Source organism: Cellulomonas telluris (assembly GCF_004886325.1).
Classification (GTDB): domain Bacteria; phylum Actinomycetota; class Actinomycetes; order Actinomycetales; family Cellulomonadaceae; genus Cellulomonas; species Cellulomonas telluris.
The window spans coordinates 639,461-654,631 of record NZ_QXFN01000001.1 but is presented as its reverse complement, the minus strand read 5'-3'; the positions used below and the strand labels follow the sequence as shown (position 1 = coordinate 654,631).

Here is a 15,171-nt window from a genome sequence, read left to right as displayed (position 1 = left end):
AGGGTGCGACCCCGCCGTCCTCCGCCTACCGTGGTCCCGTGCTGATCTGAACCCCTGCCCCGAGTCCCGTCCGACTCCCCGCACCCGTCGAGCCCCACGCGCTCCGGGTGCCCGCAGGTGGTGATCGCATGACCCCCGTGCTGCGCGCACGCTCCCTCGTCCGCTCCTACGACGGCCGCACCGTGCTCGACGGCGTCGGCCTCGACGTCGACCCCGGGCACCGCCTCGGCGTCGTCGGCGAGAACGGCGTCGGCAAGTCGACGCTGCTGCGCCTGCTCGCCGGGCACGAGGACCCCGACCACGGCGAGGTCGTCCGGCCGCCGGACCTCGGCTTCCTCGGCCAGGAACCACTGCTCGACCCGGCGGCGACGCTCGACGACGTCCTCGCGCACGCCCTCGCCGGCGTGCGGGCCGTGGCCGACGCGCTCGAGAGGGCCGCGGCGGCGCTGGCCGGCGACGGCTCGGACGACGGCCCCGACGACGGCGCCGACGACCCTGCCGACGCCTACGCGGCCGCGCTGACCCGCGCCGAGCTCGCCGGCGTCTGGGACGCCGACCGGCGTGCCGCCCTGGCCCTGGCGGGCCTCGGCCTGGGCGACGTCGACCGGCGCCGTCCCGTCGGCTCGCTGTCCGGCGGCCAGCGCTCCCGCCTCGCGCTCGTCGCGCTGCTGGTCCGCCAGCCGGCCGCCGTCCTGCTGGACGAGCCGACCAACCACCTCGACGACGACGCGGCGGCGTACCTCGCCGACGCGCTGCGGCGCCTGCCGGGCGCCGTGGTCCTCACCAGCCACGACCGCGTGTTCCTCGACGAGGTCTGCACCGGCGTGCTCGACCTCGACCCCGGCCTCGACGGGCCGACCCAGTACGGCGGCACGTTCACCGACTACCTGGCGGCCCGCCGCGCCGCGCGGGAGCGGTGGGAGCAGCGGTACCGCGACGAGCAGGACGAGCTGCGGAGCCTGCGCGTCGCCGTGCGCACGACCGCGCGCCGCGTCGGCCACGACCGGCCGATGGGCAACGAGGCGAAGCTGGCGTTCGACGCGAAGGGGCAGCGCGTCGAGCAGCAGGTGTCCCGGCGGGTGCGGGACGCGCGCCGCCGGCTCGAGACGCTCGAGGCCGAGCAGGTGCGCCGCCCGCCCGCACCGCTGCGGTTCGCCATGCCCGCGCCCCGGGAGGCCCGCACGCCCGTCGTGCTCCAGGTCCGGGACGCGCACGTGCCCGGACGCCTGCACGTGCCGGCGCTCGACGTGGACGCGTCCGCCTCGCTGCTGGTCACCGGGCCGAACGGGTCCGGCAAGTCGACGCTGCTGCACCTGCTGGCGGGCGACCTGGTCCCACAAGGTGGCGACGTGCAACGGGCGAGCGGCGCCGAGGTCGCCCTGCTCGAGCAGGACGTGGGCCTGAGCGACGACGCCCGCACGCCCCGCGCGCTCTACGCGGCGGTCACGGCGGACCGGACGGACGCACCCCCGCTCGTCGATCTCGGCCTCGTCGCGCCCCGCGACGTGGACCGGCCGATGCGGGAGCTGTCCGTCGGCCAGCGGCGCCGGGTGGTGCTCGCGCTGCTGGTGGCCCGCGCACCGCACGTGCTGCTGCTCGACGAGCCGACCAACCACGTCTCCGTCGCGCTCGCGGACGAGCTGGCGGACGCGCTGCGCACCGCGCCGAGCGCCGTCGTCGTCGCCACGCACGACCGGTGGCTGCGCCGGACGTGGCAGGGGCAGCGGCTCGAGGTGCAGGACGGCGTGCTGCGCTCGACGTGACCCGATCGGGTGGATCGGTGCGCGACGGCCCCCGGGGCACGGCATGCTGGACGCCTGGGCGATTCGTCCGGATCACCGACGCCGACGACGGGAGGACCGCCGTGCTCGACGCGCCCTGGCCCCCGCCGCACGACGGCCCCCGCCAGCCCCGGGACGCGCACGCCCGGGCCTGGGCGGACGACGTCTCGCGCACGCCCCCGCCCGCCGGTGGCGCCGCAGCACGGTGGCCGGCCGACGCCCCCCGCGGCTCCGCGCCGCGCCGCGTCGGCGAGGACCGCCCGGCGCCGGCCCGGTGGCACGGCCCGGGGCCGGCCCCCGACCGCGGGCCGGAGGCGACCTGGTGGCCGGAGCCCGCCTGGATCCCGCAGCCCGCCCCGTCGCCGGAGCAGCGGTGGACGCCGGAGCACGACTGGGTGGCGGCGTTCGCCCGGCGCGCGCCCGCCGTCACCCCGCCGCCCGCACGGTCACGTCTGGCCCGGTGGCTCGTCGCGGGCGCTGTCGCCGTGGTCGTCGTGCCGCTCGCCGCCGTCGCCCTCGTCCTGGGGCTGCCGTCCTGACCTACCGTGGACCGGTGAGCGAGCAGGCGGAACCGGACCAGGAGCTCCGCACGGAGGCCGAGCGGCGTGCCGCCGAGGCGGTCGCCGCGGCGGGCGTGCCCTACGAGCGCACCCGCCACGGGCGCGTGTCCTCGCTGGCCGAGGCCGCGGCGGCGCGCGGCATCGCCCCGGAGGACCTGCTGAAGACGCTCGTCGTGCGGCGGGGCGAGGACGACCACGTCCTCGTGCTCGTGCCCGGCGGGCGGACCATCGCCTGGCCGCGGCTGCGGGCGCTGCTGGGGGTCAACCGCATGTCGATGCCCGACGCCGCGACGGCCCTCGCGGTCACCGGCTACGAGCGCGGGACGATCACGCCGTTCGGCACGACCCGGCCGCTGCCGGTCGTCGCGGACAGCCGCGTCCCCGGCCGGCGCGTGTCGATCGGCGGGGGCGGGCACGGGGTCGGCCTCACGCTGGCGGGGGACGACCTCGTCCGGGTGCTGGGGGCGACCGTGGCGGACGTCACCGACCCGGAGTGACGCACCGGCCGACGCGCTGACCAGGCCCGACGTCGGCGCGCACCCGCGGCCCCCGGGGCGGCTGCCCCGTCCGGGAACGTCCGGACGGCCCACGGCGTTCGACGAGACGTACGGGGGGTGCACGGGTAACGTTGCGGCGCCGTCGAGCCGGTCCAGCGACGTGCCGACGCCGACGCACGCACGAGGAGAACCCACGCCCATGACCGAGCTGAGGGACGCGCACGCGCCCGAGCTGGGCGAGACCCGACCCGTCCACGCGATCCGCGTCGAGCCCGAGGACGGCCGCGCCGTCGTCCGGCTGGTCGGCGAGATCGACGCCGCGCTGCGCGCCGAGGCGAGCGCCTCGATGGGGATGGCGCTCATGAGCGGCCTGCCCGTGGTGATCGACGCGACCGAGGCGACGTTCGTCGACTCCTCCGGCGTCGCCTTCGTGCTGCAGCTGCACCTGGCCGCCTCCGAGGCCGGCATCCCCGTCACGCTGCGCGACCCGCACCGGGTGCTGCGCGAGGTGCTCGACATGGTCGGGCTGTCCGTCGTCATCCCCGACGACGAGGGCTGACCCCGGCCGACGTCACAGCCCCGGGCCGACCGGCCCGGGCGCGGCGGCCGCGGACGTGTCGGTGGTCGCCGTTACGTTGCCCGCATGCGGCTGCTGCACACCTCCGACTGGCACCTGGGCCGCACCCTGCACGGGGTGGACCTGCTGGACCACCAGGCCGCGTACCTGGACCACCTCGTGGACGTGGTGCGCGCCGAGGCGGTCGACGCGGTCGTCGTCGCCGGGGACGTGTACGACCGGGCGATCCCGCCGGTGGAGGCCGTGACGCTGCTCTCCGAGGTGCTCGCGCGCCTGTCCGAGCACGCGACCGTCGTCGTCACCTCCGGCAACCACGACTCGGCGACGCGCCTGGGGTTCGGTGCCGCGCTCATGCGCGAGCGCGTGCGGCTGCGCACGCACGTCGCCCGGCTCGCGGAGCCGGTCGTGCTGCCCGCCGACGACGGTGACGTGCTGGTCTACGGGCTCCCCTACCTGGACCCGGACGCGGCCCGGACCGCGCTCGGCGAGGACGGACCGGACGGCGTGCGGGTGCCGCTCGCGCGGTCGCACCAGGCGGTGACGACGGCCGCGATGGCGCGGGTGCGCGCGGACCTGGCCGGGCGCGACGGCGGCGCAGCACGGCCGCGGGTGGTCGTGGCGGCGCACGCGTTCGTGGTCGGCGGCCAGGCCAGCGAGTCCGAGCGGGACATCCGGGTCGGCGGGGTCGACCACGTGACCGCCGACGTGTTCGCCGGCGCGGACTACGTGGCGCTCGGCCACCTGCACGGCCCCCAGTCGGTGCCGGGGCCGGAGGGCACGGTGCTGCGCTACTCGGGCTCGCCGCTCGCGTACTCGTTCTCCGAGCTGCGGCAGCGCAAGTCGTCGGTGCTCGTGGACCTGGGCGGGCCGGAGCCGGTGACCGAGCTCGTGCCGGCGCCCGTCCCCCGCCGGCTCGCCGAGGTGACCGGGACGCTGGACGACCTCCTGGGTGCCGCCGGGGAACGGCACACCGACGCCTGGGTGCGGGTCACCGTGACGGATCCCGCGCGGCCGGCCGACCTGTTCCGCCGCGTGCGCGAGCGCTTCCCGCACGCCCTCGTCGTGCACCACCGCCCGGACGGCGCGGAACGGACCACGGAGCGGGCCGCGGTCGTGACGTCGGCGGCGGACCCCGTCGAGGTCGCGGCCGACTTCGTCGCCCACGTGACGGGCGCGGCGCCCACCGAGGCGGAGGTGCACGTGCTGCGGCGCGCGTACGAGCAGGTCCTCGCCGGCGAGCGGAGCGCCTGATGCACCTGCGCTCCCTCACGGTGCAGGCCGTGGGCCCGTTCGCCGCGCGCCACACCGTCGACTTCACCGCGCTCGGCGCCGCCGGGCTGTTCCTGCTCGACGGCCCGACGGGCGCCGGCAAGTCGACGCTCATCGACGCGGTCGTGTTCGCCCTCTACGGCAAGGTCGCCGGGGCGGACGCGAGCGACGAGCGCCTGCGGTCCGCGTACGCGGCGCCGGACACGGAGTCCGTCGTCGACCTCGTCTTCGAGGTGCCGTCCGGCGTCTACCGGGTGCGCCGCACCCCGGCCTACCAGCGCGCGAAGCGGCGGGGTGCCGGCACGACGACGGCGCAGGCGAGCGCGCGGCTGTGGCGGCTGCCCGCGGACGTCGACTGCACGGGCGGGCCCGAGGCGCTGGACGTCGTCGGCGAGCTCGTGAGCGCGCGCCTGGACGAGGTCGGGCACGAGCTGCAGCGCGTGGTCGGGCTGGACCGCGCGCAGTTCGTCCAGACGATCGTGCTGCCCCAGGGCGAGTTCGCGCGGTTCCTGCGCGCGAACCCCGAGGACCGGCGCGGTCTGCTGCAGAAGATCTTCGGCACGGCCGTGTACGAGCAGGTGCAGCAGCAGCTCGCCCAGATGCGGCGCGAGGCCGACCGGGCCGTCGAGGCGGCCCGGTCGGCGCTGCAGGGCACGGCCGCGCAGCTCGTGGGCGCGTGCGGCCTCGACGCCGAGGCGTCGGACGGCCTGCGCGCCGACCTGGCCGAGGCGGCCGCCGCTGCGGGCACCGGCACCGAGGGACCGGCGGCGCGCGTGACCGCGGTCGTCGACGGCGTCGTCGCGCGGCTCGCGGAGTCGGCCACCGCGTTGGCGACGCAGGCCGCCGCGGCCGCCGACGCGTGGGACGCCGCGCGCCGGGCGTGCGACGAGGCGGTCGCCACCGCCGCGCTGCTCACCCGCCGGTCCGCGCTGCGGGCCGACCTCGCGCGGCTCGAGGACGCGCGGCCCGCGCACGAGGCCGACGTCCTGCGACTTGCGTCCGCCCGCGCCGCGGCCGCCGTGCGTCCGCTGCTGCTGGGCGCGGACGACGCCGCGACGGCCTGGGCGGGGGCCCGCAAGGCGCTCCTGGCGGTCGTGGACGCGGCGCCGGAGGACCTGCGGCCCGTCCCCGCGGTGCAGGAGGCGCTGCGCGAGACGGTCGGGACGACGGCGGACGTGCCCGCGGACGGCGGGGAGGGCGCGCTGTTCGGTGCCGACCTCGTGGTGCCGGAGCACCCGGGGACCGGCCCCGGCGAGGCGGCCACGGGCGCGTGGCGCGCGCACGTGGCGGGCGCACGCGCCGCGGCGGCCGACGAGGCGAGCGCGCTGCGCCGTCTCGTCGCGGTCGAGGAGGAGCTGGACGGCCGACGCCGTGCGGTGCGGGACGCCGGCACCGCGATCGACGACCTGCGGGCCGAGGTCGAGGCCCACGACGTCTGGCTCGCGGCCCGGCCGGAGGCACGCGCGGCGCTCGTCGCGGAGCGCGACAACGCCCGCAGCCACGGCGCGACGTGCGCCACGTGCGACGCCCGTGCCACCGCCGCGGAACAGGCGCTGCGCGAGGTCACCGCCCTGCGGGACGCCGAGAAGGAGCACGAGCGCGTGCTCGCCGCCCGTACCTCCGCCGCGCGGGACGCGCACGCGGCGGTGACGACGGAGGCGACGCTGCGCACGGCGCGGGTGGCCGGGCTCGCCGGCGAGCTCGCGGCCGGGCTGGGCGACGGGGACGCGTGCCCCGTGTGCGGCGCCGTCGAGCACCCGAGCAAGGCCGCGCTCGACGCCGACCACGTGACGGCCGAGCAGGTCGCGGCGGCGGAGGAGGCGCGGGTGGCGGCCGAGCAGCGGCTCGCCGCGGCGAGCGCCGCCGAGGCCGCCGCCGCCGAGCGGGTCGCCTCCCTGCGCGGGCGCGTGGGGGACGTCGACGAGGCCGCCGCACGCGAGGCGCTCGCATCCGCGCGCGCGGAGGCCGCGGCCGCCCGCGCCGCCGCTGCCGAGGCCGACCGGCTCGACGCGGAGCTCGACCGCTTCGACACCGCGACGCACGCCCGCCGCGAGCGGCGCGAGGAGCGGGCGCGGCAGGTCGCCGCCGCCGAGGCCGCGCTCGACGCCCAGCGCGACGCGCTCGCCCGCACCGAGGTCGAGGTCGTCGAGGGCCGCGGCACGTACCCCACCGTCGCCGCCCGGCACGCCGCGCTCGTCGCGCGGGCCGACGTCGCGCAGGACCTGCTCGACGCGCTCACGGCCGAGGACGCGGCCGCCCGCGACACCGGCCGTCGCCTGGCCGAGCTCATGACGGGTCTCGCCGAGCACGGCTTCGCCGACGCACGCTCCGCGCGTACGGCGTGGCTGGCCCCGCCCGCGCTGGCGTCGCTCGAGCGCGACGTGCAGCGGTGGGCGCAGGAGTCGGCGCGCGTCGCCGACGGGCTCGCCGACCCCGCCCTGCGGGACCTGCCCGAGGACGCGACGGCGGACGTCGACACCGCCCGCACGGCCGAGCGGTCGGCCCGGGCGGTCGCCGACGACCTCGCCGGGCGCGCGCGTGTCGCCCACGAGCGGGCGGAGGACGCACGCCGCGCGGGCGGCGCCGTCCGCTCCGCCGCCCGGGAGCTCGAGGACCGGACGGAGGCGGCGCTGCCCGTGGCACGCATGGCCGGCCTGGCCGCCGGCACGAGCGGGGACAACGCCCACGCCCTCTCCCTCGCGACGTACGTCCTGGCGCGCCGCTTCGAGGACGTCGTCGACGCCGCCAACGACCGTCTGCGCGTGATGTCCGACGGCCGCTACGAGCTCGCGCGCAGCGAGGCCAAGGAGGACGTCCGCACCCGGACCACCGGGCTGTCGATGCGCGTGCTCGACCACCGCACCGAGCAGGCGCGCGACCCGCGCACCCTGTCCGGCGGCGAGACGTTCTACGTCTCGCTGTGCCTCGCGCTCGGCATGGCCGACGTGGTGACCGCGGAGGCGGGCGGCGTCGAGCTCGGCACGCTCTTCGTCGACGAGGGGTTCGGCACGCTCGACCCGCACGTGCTCGACCAGGTGCTCGCCGAGCTCGGGCGGCTGCGGGCCGGCGGCCGCGTCGTCGGCGTCGTGTCCCACGTCGAGGCGCTCAAGCAGGCGGTCGCCGACCGGATCGAGGTGCGCCCGACCCCGGCGGGTCCGAGCACGCTCACCGTCCTGGCGGGCTGAGACGCAGACGCGGCCGGGTCACCAGGTCCAGCCGCGCGAGGCCAGCTCCACCTCCTCGCGGAACCGCTCGGCGGGGTCGCCCTTCGCCGCCGGGCGCACCTCCACACCGGCCATCCGGCACGCCTCGGCGAGGAGCTGGTCGTACGCGAGCTGCGAGGCGATGATCCGCTCGGCCCGGGCGAACGTGTGCTGGTCCGCCTCCAGCTGGCGCACGTGGTTCGCCACGACCCCGAGCCGCTGCTGCACCCTCAAGGTGCTGAACGGGTCCTCCGCCGCGGGCCGCTCACGGCGCAGCCGAGCCGCCGTCCGCTCCAGCCGCCCGGCGAGCGCCGCCCGCCAGCGCGGGGGCTCGTCCGGCGAGGGGATCAGGGACCAGACGGCAGTCAGCACCACCGTCGGTGCGGCGGCGCACAGCAGGAGGAGTGCCCAGTTCATCGCGCGTCCCTCGTGAGTCGCCCTCCAGCCTAGGTCGCCGTTGTGACGTAGACCACATCAATGGCGGTCCTGATCGCGCCGGCGGTGGGGCAGACCGGCGCGGGCCCCGCGCAGCCCGTACCGTGAGCGCCGCACACGGACGGACGGGGGCGACGGGAGGGTCATGGGAGCCAGGAGAGCGGTGGTCGGCACGGTCGTCACCCTCGTCGTCCTCGCGGGTGCCGCGGTCGTCGTGGACCGTGCGGCGCTCGGCATGGCCGAGGACAGGGCCGCCGAGGTCGTCACCCAGCAGCTCGACGTCGTCGGCGAGCCGGACGTGACGATCCACGGGTTCCCGTTCCTCACGCAGCTGCTCACGCGGTCGCTCGGTGACGTCGACGCCACCGCCGCCGGCGTCACGCTCGAGGGCGTCGACGCCACCGACGTGAGCGTCCGCGCCCGCGACGTCGGCCTCGAGGCCCCGCACACCGTGGGGCACGCGCGCGTGGAGGCCACCCTCCCGCCGGAGTCGCTCCAGCAGGTCGTCGCCGACCGCGCGGGGGTCGACGTCGACCTCGCCGTCGACGGCGAGGCGCTGCGCGCGTCGGGCGAGGTGCTCGGCCTCACGCTCTCCGCCGGCCTCGTGCCCCGTGTCGAGGAGGGCACGCTGCTCGTCGACCTCGTGGACGTCCGGCTCGGCCGGCGCGCGCTCGACCTCACGGACCTGCCCGGTGGGCTCGGCGACGCCGCCAGCGGCATCCCGGTGCCGGTCGAGGGCCTGCCCGAGGGGGTCGTGCTCACGTCCGCCACCGTGGTGCCCGGCGGCGTGCGCGTCACCGCCGAGGGCACCGACGTCGTCCTGCCGGCGGCCCCGTGAGCGCCCTCGCCGTGCTGCGGACCGCACCCGACGGGGCCGCCACCGGCGCCACGGCCGTCCTGGCGGACTGGTGGGAGCAGGTGACCACGCCGCAGCCCGCGCCCGCGCGCACGACCGTGCTGGTCGTCGGCGTCGTCGTGCTCGCCGCCCTGACCGTGCCCGGCCTGTGGCACCTGCTCCGGCACGGGCTGACGATCGTGCACGAGGCCGGGCACGCCGCCGTCGCGGTGCTCGTCGGCCGCCGGCTCAGCGGCATCCGGGTCCACTCCGACACGTCCGGGCTGACCGTCTCCCGCGGCAGGCCGCGCGGCCCCGGCATGGTGGCCACCGTCGCCGCCGGCTACCCCGCGCCCGCCGTGCTGGGGCTCGCGGCGGCCTGGCTGCTGTCCCGCGGGTACGCGCTGGGCGTCCTGTGGCTGCTGCTGCTCGTGGTCGTCCTCGTGCTGCTGCAGATCCGCAACTGGTACGGGCTGTGGGCGGTGCTCGTCAGCGGGGCCGTGCTGGTCGGCGTCACCGGCTGGGCGCCTGCGGCCGTCCAGACCGTCGTCGCCGCCGCACTCACGTGGTTCTTCCTGCTCGGTGCCCCGCGTGCGGTGCTGGAGATGCAGGCCCAGCGCGCGCGGCTGCGGCGCCGGGGCGGGCGCGACCAGTCCGACGCCGGCCTGCTCGCCGGTCTCACCCGGGTGCCGGCGGTCGTCTGGGTCGGCGTGCTGCTGCTGGTGTGCGTCGCGCTGCTCGTCGTCGGCGGCGCGTGGCTGCTGGCGGCGTGGCCGGCCTGACGCCGGGCAGGACGCGTCCGCCCCGCCGGGGGAGGATCGCCTCATGAGGGCACCCGGGGCGCCGCTCGCGCCCGAGACGGACGCGCCCGTGCCGGCGCCCGGCGGCACGCCGACCGACGTCCCGCCCCCGACGCCCACGACGCCACCGGCCACGACACCGCCGCCCACGCCGACGCCGACCCCGACCGTCACGGACGCCCCGACGACGGACCCCGAGCCGGACCCGACGCCGACCCCCTCGGTGACGGCCCCGGTGCAGCCGACGCCGACGGGCATGCCGACCACCGTCCCCGCTCCGACGCCGACCCCGGTCGAGTCGACGCCCGCGACGGTCGTGCCGTGGTCGCGCGAGCCCGCGGTGACGACGTCCACCCTGCCCGCCGGGGTGGTCCTCACGGCCGTGCTCGTCCTGCTCGCGGTCGCCGCCGCGCTCGTCCTGCTGCACCGGCGGGCCCGCGGCAGGGCGGCCGGCCCGACGGGTGCCGCCGCGACCGCGGACGCCGTCACGGGAGCGCTCGACGCCGGGGCCGTGCGCGCCCGGGCCGCCCTCCCGGTCGGCACCGCCGCGGCCGGGGCACCGCAGCCGCCGACCGCGGCGCCGGCACCGGACCCGGCCGCCCCCGCCGCCGTCCCGCCGGAGACCGCGGCCGTCCCGCCGGACCCAGCGGCCGTCCCACCGGACCCCGCCGCCACCATGGGCTTCCTGCTCACGATCGGCGAGGCCCTCACCGACGCGAGCGCGCCCGTCGTGCAGGTCGAGCGGACGCTCGAGCGGATCGCCGAGGTCAACGGCGTGCCGGGGGTCGCTGTCGTCGCGCTGCCGACGGCACTGGTCGTGTCCGTGCCGGGTGACGCCGCACCGCGCACCGCCGCCTCCAACGCGGGCGGGCGGACGCTGCGGCTGCACCAGGTGGCGGACGTGCTGCGCGTCGCCGACGCCGCCGAGGCCGGCCGGATCGACCCCGCCGAGGGTGCGGCCCGCATCCGCGACGCCGTGCAGGCGCCGCCGCTGTACGGCGCGGCGGCGCGGGCGCTCGGCTACGTCGCCTCGTCGGCGGGCCTCGCGCTGGTCCTCGGCGGCGGCCTCGTGGACGTGCTCGTCGCGGCCGCGCTCGGCGCCGGCGTCGCCGGGCTGCAGGCCGCGTCCGCCCGGCTGCCGGCCGCCTACCAGGCGCTGCTGGTGCTGGTCAGCGCGTTCCTCGTGTCCGCCGCGGTGTTCGCGCTCTCCCGCACGGGCCTCGACCTGAACCCGCTGGCGCCCCTCGCCGCCCCGCTCATCACGTTCCTGCCCGGCGCGCTGCTCACCACCGCCGCCATCGACCTCGCGACGCGTCAGATGATCGCCGGATCCGCCCGCCTCGCCGCCGGCGCCATGCAGCTCGTCCTGCTGGCGCTCGGCATCACGGCGGCGGCCGGGCTCGTCGGCGTGACCGGGCCGACCGTCGCCACCGACGCGTCGCACTCCCTGGGCTGGGCCGGCCCGTGGGTGGGCGTGCTGGTCTACGGGTGCGGCGTGGTGCTCCACAACTGCGCCCCGCGGGGCGCGCTGCCGTGGATCCTGCTCGTCCTCGTCGTCGCCTACGCCGGGCAGGTGCTCGGCGGGCTGCTGCTCGGCGGCGCGCCGTCCGCCTTCGTCGGGGCGTTCGCGATGACGGTCGTCGCGATGTTCGCCGCGACCCGCCCCACCGGCCCGCCGACCCTCGTCGGGTTCCTGCCGGGGTTCTGGCTGCTCGTGCCCGGGGCGCTCGGGCTCGTCGGCGTGACCTCCGTGCTCACCGACGCGCCCGCGCTGACCACGGTCGTCACGGCGGGGGCGACCATGGTGACGATCTCCCTGGGCGTGCTGGCGGGCATCGCGGTCGGCTCGGCGGTGGCACGCCGCACCGGGCGGCCCGCGCCGACGTCCTGACGACGTCGGCGCCGGACCTCGCGACGACGTCGGCGCCCGCCCTCGTGACGACGTCCGCGCGGGACCTCGCGACGACCTCCGCGCCCCCCCTCGTGACGCGGCCGTCCCCCGTCAGCCCACGACCGCGCAGCGGTCGATCTCGCGCGCGAGCGCGTCCCGCTCGGCGCGCGTGACCCACAGGCCGTACCCGTGCTTCACGTGCACCTGGCGCAGCGCGTAGACGCAGCGGTACCCCTTCTCGGGCGGGAGCCAGGTCGCGGCGTCGCCCGCACCCTTCTGCTGGTTCGCGCGTCCCTGCACCGCCTGCAGGTTGGCGGGGTCGTTGGCGAACGCCTCGCGCTGCTCGGGCGTCCACTGCTGCGCGCCCTTCTGCCAGGCGTCCGCGAGGGCGACGACGTGGTCGACCTGCACCTCGGACGACCGCTCGCCCCGCTCGAACGCGATCGTCGTGCCGGTGTAGACGTCGTGCAGCGTGCCCGCCAGGACGACGCAGTCCTGCGTCCCCGGCTTGGTCGTGATGTCGACGAGGTCGCGCGCGAGCACGTCGTTGCGCGTGTCGCAGCCGTTGCGGTCGGTGTCCGCCCAGCGCTGGCCGAACTCCTCGCGCTCGTAGCCCGTCCGTGGGGCGCGGCCCTTGACCGGCAGCTCCGCGAGCGCCGCGCGGCCGGCCGCCACCTCGTCGGCCGTCACCGGGTAGCGGGCCGCCGCGCGCGCGTCGAGCCACACGGGACCGCCCAGGCCGACCGCCGCGGCGACGACGAGCGCGAGCACCCACGGGGCGCGGCGGCGGCGCCGGCCACGCGGCGCGCGGTCGGGCAGGGCGTCGAGCAGGGAGGTCACGGGCGCCGAGCATGCCGGACGGGTCCGACAGCGTGGGCGCCGACCCGCCGCCGGGCCCGGACGCCGGGAACGACCGCCGCGTGTGGACGGGTCGCCGGCGCGGGCGCGTCAGGCGCCGGTGCCGACGTCCTCCGGCAGCGCCTCGTGCCCCGCACGTCCGTGCGTGCGGTTCTGCTCCTTCAGGCCCGCCTCGTACACGTGCCGGCGTCCCGCCATGAGCTCGTCCCGCAGCCGCTGCTCGGCCTCGCGGAACCGCGCGTGGTAGCCGGCGTCGAAGTCCTCGACGATCTGGAACGTCCAGCGGCCGGCCAGGACGTTCGCGCCGAGGACGTCGGCACGGATGCGCTCGGCGAGCTCCGCGTGCCCGGCGGCCTCGAGCTTGTCGAGCGCCTGGCCGAGCTCGATGTCGCCCTGGCCGATGAGGCGGTGGAACTCGTAGAGGACGCCGCGCGCGTGCTCGATCACCTCGAGGGCGGCCGTCACGCCGCCGACGGCCTCGACCGTCGCGTCGTCGACGCCCGGCGGCCGTCGGTGGGCGTCGTCCGGTCCGTCGCCGGCCGAGCGGGGGCCGCCGGCGGGTCGGCCCGCCACGTCGTCGTCACCGAGGGGCCCGGCGGACCCGTGCTGCTCCGTCATGCGGTCATGCTGCCCGGACCCGCCGGGACCCGCCCGCCGACACCCGTCGCCCACCACCCGGCCCCGCTCGACGAACCCGGACCTCGTCACGTCACCGGCTCCCGTGCGGCCGAGAGCTCCGGGTTCGTCGCCGGGACGTCCCGGAACGTGGACGTCCCGCGGGCAAGGCGGCGTCGGGTTGGCCGAGCGCGCCGGCGTCCGACATGCTCGTCCGCAGGTGCCGACGTCGCGACCGCAGGTCCGCGGTCACGCGCGCCGTCGGCCGGTACCACGAAGGGGAACACCATGACGCACGACGGCACCGCGGGACGGGGCGTGGCGGCACCGGCGCCGCGCAGCATCCTGCGCCGCAAGTCGGTCGAGGCCTCGCTCGCCTCGATCGACGACCCGGAGCGGCAGCTGCGCCGCTCGCTGACGGCGTGGGACCTCGCGGTGCTCGGCGTCGCCGTCGCGGTCGGTGCGGGCATCTTCTCGGTCGGCGCGACCGCGGCCGCCAACTACGCCGGTCCCGGCGTGATCGTCTCGTTCCTCATCGCCTCGGTCGTCTGCGGCCTGGCCATCATGTGCTACGCCGAGTTCGCCTCGACCCTGCCGGTCGCGGGGTCCGCCTACACGTACTCCTACGCCACGATGGGCGAGCTCGTCGCCTGGATCATCGGCTGGGACCTGATCCTCGAGATGCTGCTCGCGTCGGCGGTGATCGCGAAGTTCTGGGGCGTGTACCTGTCCGACGCGTTCTCGCTGCTCGGGTTCGACCTGCCGACGACCGTCCCGGTGCTCGGTGCGGACGTCTCGTGGGCGCCGATGCTGATCGTCGCCGTGTTCACGGCCCTGCTGGCGATCGGCACCCGGCTCAGCACGCGCGTGAACAGCGTGTTCACGATCCTCAAGGTCGGCATCACGATCTTCGTCATCGTCGCCGGCTTCTTCTACGTCAAGGCCGAGAACTGGTCGCCGTTCGTCCCGCCGTCGCAGCCGGCCGGTGCCGACGCGACGACCCTCGAGCAGCCGCTCACCGGCTTCCTGCTCGGCTTCGAGCCGTCCACGTACGGCGTCATGGGCATCCTGTCCGGCGCCGCGCTCGTGTTCTTCGCGTTCATCGGCTTCGACGTCGTCGCGACCACGGCCGAGGAGACGAAGGACCCGCAGCGCGCCGTGCCCCGCGGCATCCTCGGCGGCCTGGTCCTCGTGACGATCCTGTACGTGCTGGTGACCGTCGTCGTCACCGGCATGGTCAGCTACACCGAGCTCGCGCAGGAGGACAGCCCGTCGCTGACCACCGCGTTCGTCCTCGTCGGTGCCGACTGGGCGGGACGCGTCATCTCGATCGGCATCCTCGTCGGCCTGACGAGCGTCCTCATGGTCCTCATGCTCGGCCTCACCCGCGTCGTCTTCGCGATGAGCCGCGACGGGCTGCTGCCGCGCGGGATGTCGAAGACCTCGCCGCGGTTCAGGACGCCGTTCTGGCTGCAGATCGGCGCCGGCGTCGTCATCGCCCTCATCGCCGGCCTCTCGGAGGTCGAGCTGCTCGAGGAGATGATCAACATCGGCACGCTGTCCGCGTTCGTGCTGGTCAGCTTCGCGGTGCCGCTGCTGCGCCGCTCGCGCCCCGACCTCAAGCGCGGGTTCCGCGTGCCGTGGTCGCCGGTGCTGCCGATCATCTCGGGCCTGGCGTGCATCTGGCTGATGCTCAACCTGACGACCCTCACCTGGCTGCGGTTCCTCGCGTGGCTCGCCGCCGGCGTCGTCATCTACTTCGCCTACTCCTACCGGCACTCGCTGGTCGGCCGCGGGGCGGCTGCCCCGACGCCCGCCGAGGACGCCGACCGGGTCTGAGGACGGACCCC

Annotated in this window: 13 protein-coding genes; 10 read left to right on the top strand and 3 right to left on the bottom strand. The window is 77.4% G+C overall.

Translation table 11 applies throughout. The features are described 5' to 3' along the window. Positions 1–128 precede the first annotated feature (128 nt). The 6 genes from FB586_RS03160 to FB586_RS03140 all read left to right on the top strand — a co-directional run bounded on the left by FB586_RS03160 (position 129) and on the right by FB586_RS03140 (position 7,869). Positions 129–1,763, top strand: coding sequence for an ATP-binding cassette domain-containing protein (locus FB586_RS03160; RefSeq protein WP_136517849.1), 1,635 nt, complete (start codon positions 129–131; stop codon positions 1,761–1,763). A gap of 101 nt (positions 1,764–1,864) precedes the next feature. Beyond that, positions 1,865–2,320 carry a hypothetical protein gene (locus FB586_RS19935; RefSeq protein ID WP_246036376.1) on the top strand — a complete coding sequence of 152 codons (456 nt, stop codon included), beginning with the start codon at positions 1,865–1,867 and terminating at the stop codon, positions 2,318–2,320. Between the two features lie 14 nt (positions 2,321–2,334). Continuing rightward, positions 2,335–2,838, top strand: a complete 504-nt coding sequence (locus FB586_RS19930; RefSeq protein WP_246036375.1) for an aminoacyl-tRNA deacylase — start codon at positions 2,335–2,337, stop codon at positions 2,836–2,838. Positions 2,839–3,037: 199 nt separating this feature from the next. Then, entirely contained in the window at positions 3,038–3,397 is a 360-nt protein-coding gene (locus FB586_RS03150; RefSeq protein WP_136517847.1) for an STAS domain-containing protein, read from the top strand. A gap of 84 nt (positions 3,398–3,481) precedes the next feature. Continuing rightward, positions 3,482–4,666, top strand: coding sequence for an exonuclease SbcCD subunit D (locus FB586_RS03145; RefSeq protein ID WP_136517846.1), 1,185 nt, complete (start codon positions 3,482–3,484; stop codon positions 4,664–4,666). After that, positions 4,666–7,869, top strand: a complete 3,204-nt coding sequence (locus FB586_RS03140; protein ID WP_136517845.1) for an AAA family ATPase — start codon at positions 4,666–4,668, stop codon at positions 7,867–7,869. Before FB586_RS03145 ends, FB586_RS03140 begins: the two co-directional genes overlap by 1 nt. 18 nt (positions 7,870–7,887) lie before the next feature. Here FB586_RS03140 and FB586_RS03135 read toward each other — a convergent pair whose 3' ends face one another. Further along, on the bottom strand, positions 7,888–8,304 hold the full coding sequence (locus FB586_RS03135; protein WP_136517844.1) for a hypothetical protein: 417 nt from the start codon (positions 8,302–8,304) through the stop codon (positions 7,888–7,890). Positions 8,305–8,467: 163 nt separating this feature from the next. Between FB586_RS03135 and FB586_RS03130 the strand changes: the two genes are divergently transcribed. The 3 genes from FB586_RS03130 to FB586_RS03120 are packed head-to-tail and all read left to right on the top strand — an operon-like array spanning position 8,468 to position 11,848. After that, a complete protein-coding gene (locus FB586_RS03130) occupies positions 8,468–9,160 on the top strand; it encodes an LmeA family phospholipid-binding protein (RefSeq protein ID WP_136517843.1) in 693 nt (230 codons plus the stop codon). Then, the gene (locus tag FB586_RS03125; RefSeq protein WP_306419141.1) at positions 9,157–9,939 is read left to right on the top strand and encodes a M50 family metallopeptidase; all 783 of its coding nucleotides are present in this window, start codon (positions 9,157–9,159) and stop codon (positions 9,937–9,939) included. The genes FB586_RS03130 and FB586_RS03125 overlap by 4 nt, the downstream gene beginning before the upstream one ends. Positions 9,940–9,982: 43 nt before the next feature. Then, the gene (locus FB586_RS03120) at positions 9,983–11,848 is read left to right on the top strand and encodes a threonine/serine exporter family protein (protein ID WP_136517842.1); all 1,866 of its coding nucleotides are present in this window, start codon (positions 9,983–9,985) and stop codon (positions 11,846–11,848) included. 111 nt (positions 11,849–11,959) lie between these two features. Here FB586_RS03120 and FB586_RS03115 read toward each other — a convergent pair whose 3' ends face one another. Together FB586_RS03115 and FB586_RS03110 are read right to left on the bottom strand one after the other, a co-directional pair. Beyond that, complete coding sequence (locus tag FB586_RS03115) at positions 11,960–12,688, bottom strand: HNH endonuclease family protein (RefSeq protein ID WP_136517841.1); 729 nt, start codon at positions 12,686–12,688, stop codon at positions 11,960–11,962. Positions 12,689–12,796: 108 nt separating this feature from the next. Then, entirely contained in the window at positions 12,797–13,324 is a 528-nt protein-coding gene (locus tag FB586_RS03110) for a hypothetical protein (protein ID WP_246036374.1), read from the bottom strand. Positions 13,325–13,609: 285 nt separating this feature from the next. Between FB586_RS03110 and FB586_RS03105 the strand changes: the two genes are divergently transcribed. Then, complete coding sequence (locus FB586_RS03105; protein WP_136517840.1) at positions 13,610–15,160, top strand: amino acid permease; 1,551 nt, start codon at positions 13,610–13,612, stop codon at positions 15,158–15,160. Positions 15,161–15,171 lie beyond the last annotated feature (11 nt).

Coding starts and splice junctions, on each gene's coding strand:
- FB586_RS03160 (WP_136517849.1), top strand. CDS start 129: ATGACCCCCGTGCTGCGCGCACGCTCCCTCGTCCGCTCCTACGACGGC.
- FB586_RS03150 (WP_136517847.1), top strand. CDS start 3,038: ATGACCGAGCTGAGGGACGCGCACGCGCCCGAGCTGGGCGAGACCCGA.
- FB586_RS03145 (WP_136517846.1), top strand. CDS start 3,482: ATGCGGCTGCTGCACACCTCCGACTGGCACCTGGGCCGCACCCTGCAC.
- FB586_RS03140 (WP_136517845.1), top strand. CDS start 4,666: ATGCACCTGCGCTCCCTCACGGTGCAGGCCGTGGGCCCGTTCGCCGCG.
- FB586_RS03135 (WP_136517844.1), bottom strand. CDS start 8,304: ATGAACTGGGCACTCCTCCTGCTGTGCGCCGCCGCACCGACGGTGGTG.
- FB586_RS03130 (WP_136517843.1), top strand. CDS start 8,468: ATGGGAGCCAGGAGAGCGGTGGTCGGCACGGTCGTCACCCTCGTCGTC.
- FB586_RS03120 (WP_136517842.1), top strand. CDS start 9,983: ATGAGGGCACCCGGGGCGCCGCTCGCGCCCGAGACGGACGCGCCCGTG.
- FB586_RS03110 (WP_246036374.1), bottom strand. CDS start 13,324: ATGACGGAGCAGCACGGGTCCGCCGGGCCCCTCGGTGACGACGACGTG.
- FB586_RS03105 (WP_136517840.1), top strand. CDS start 13,610: ATGACGCACGACGGCACCGCGGGACGGGGCGTGGCGGCACCGGCGCCG.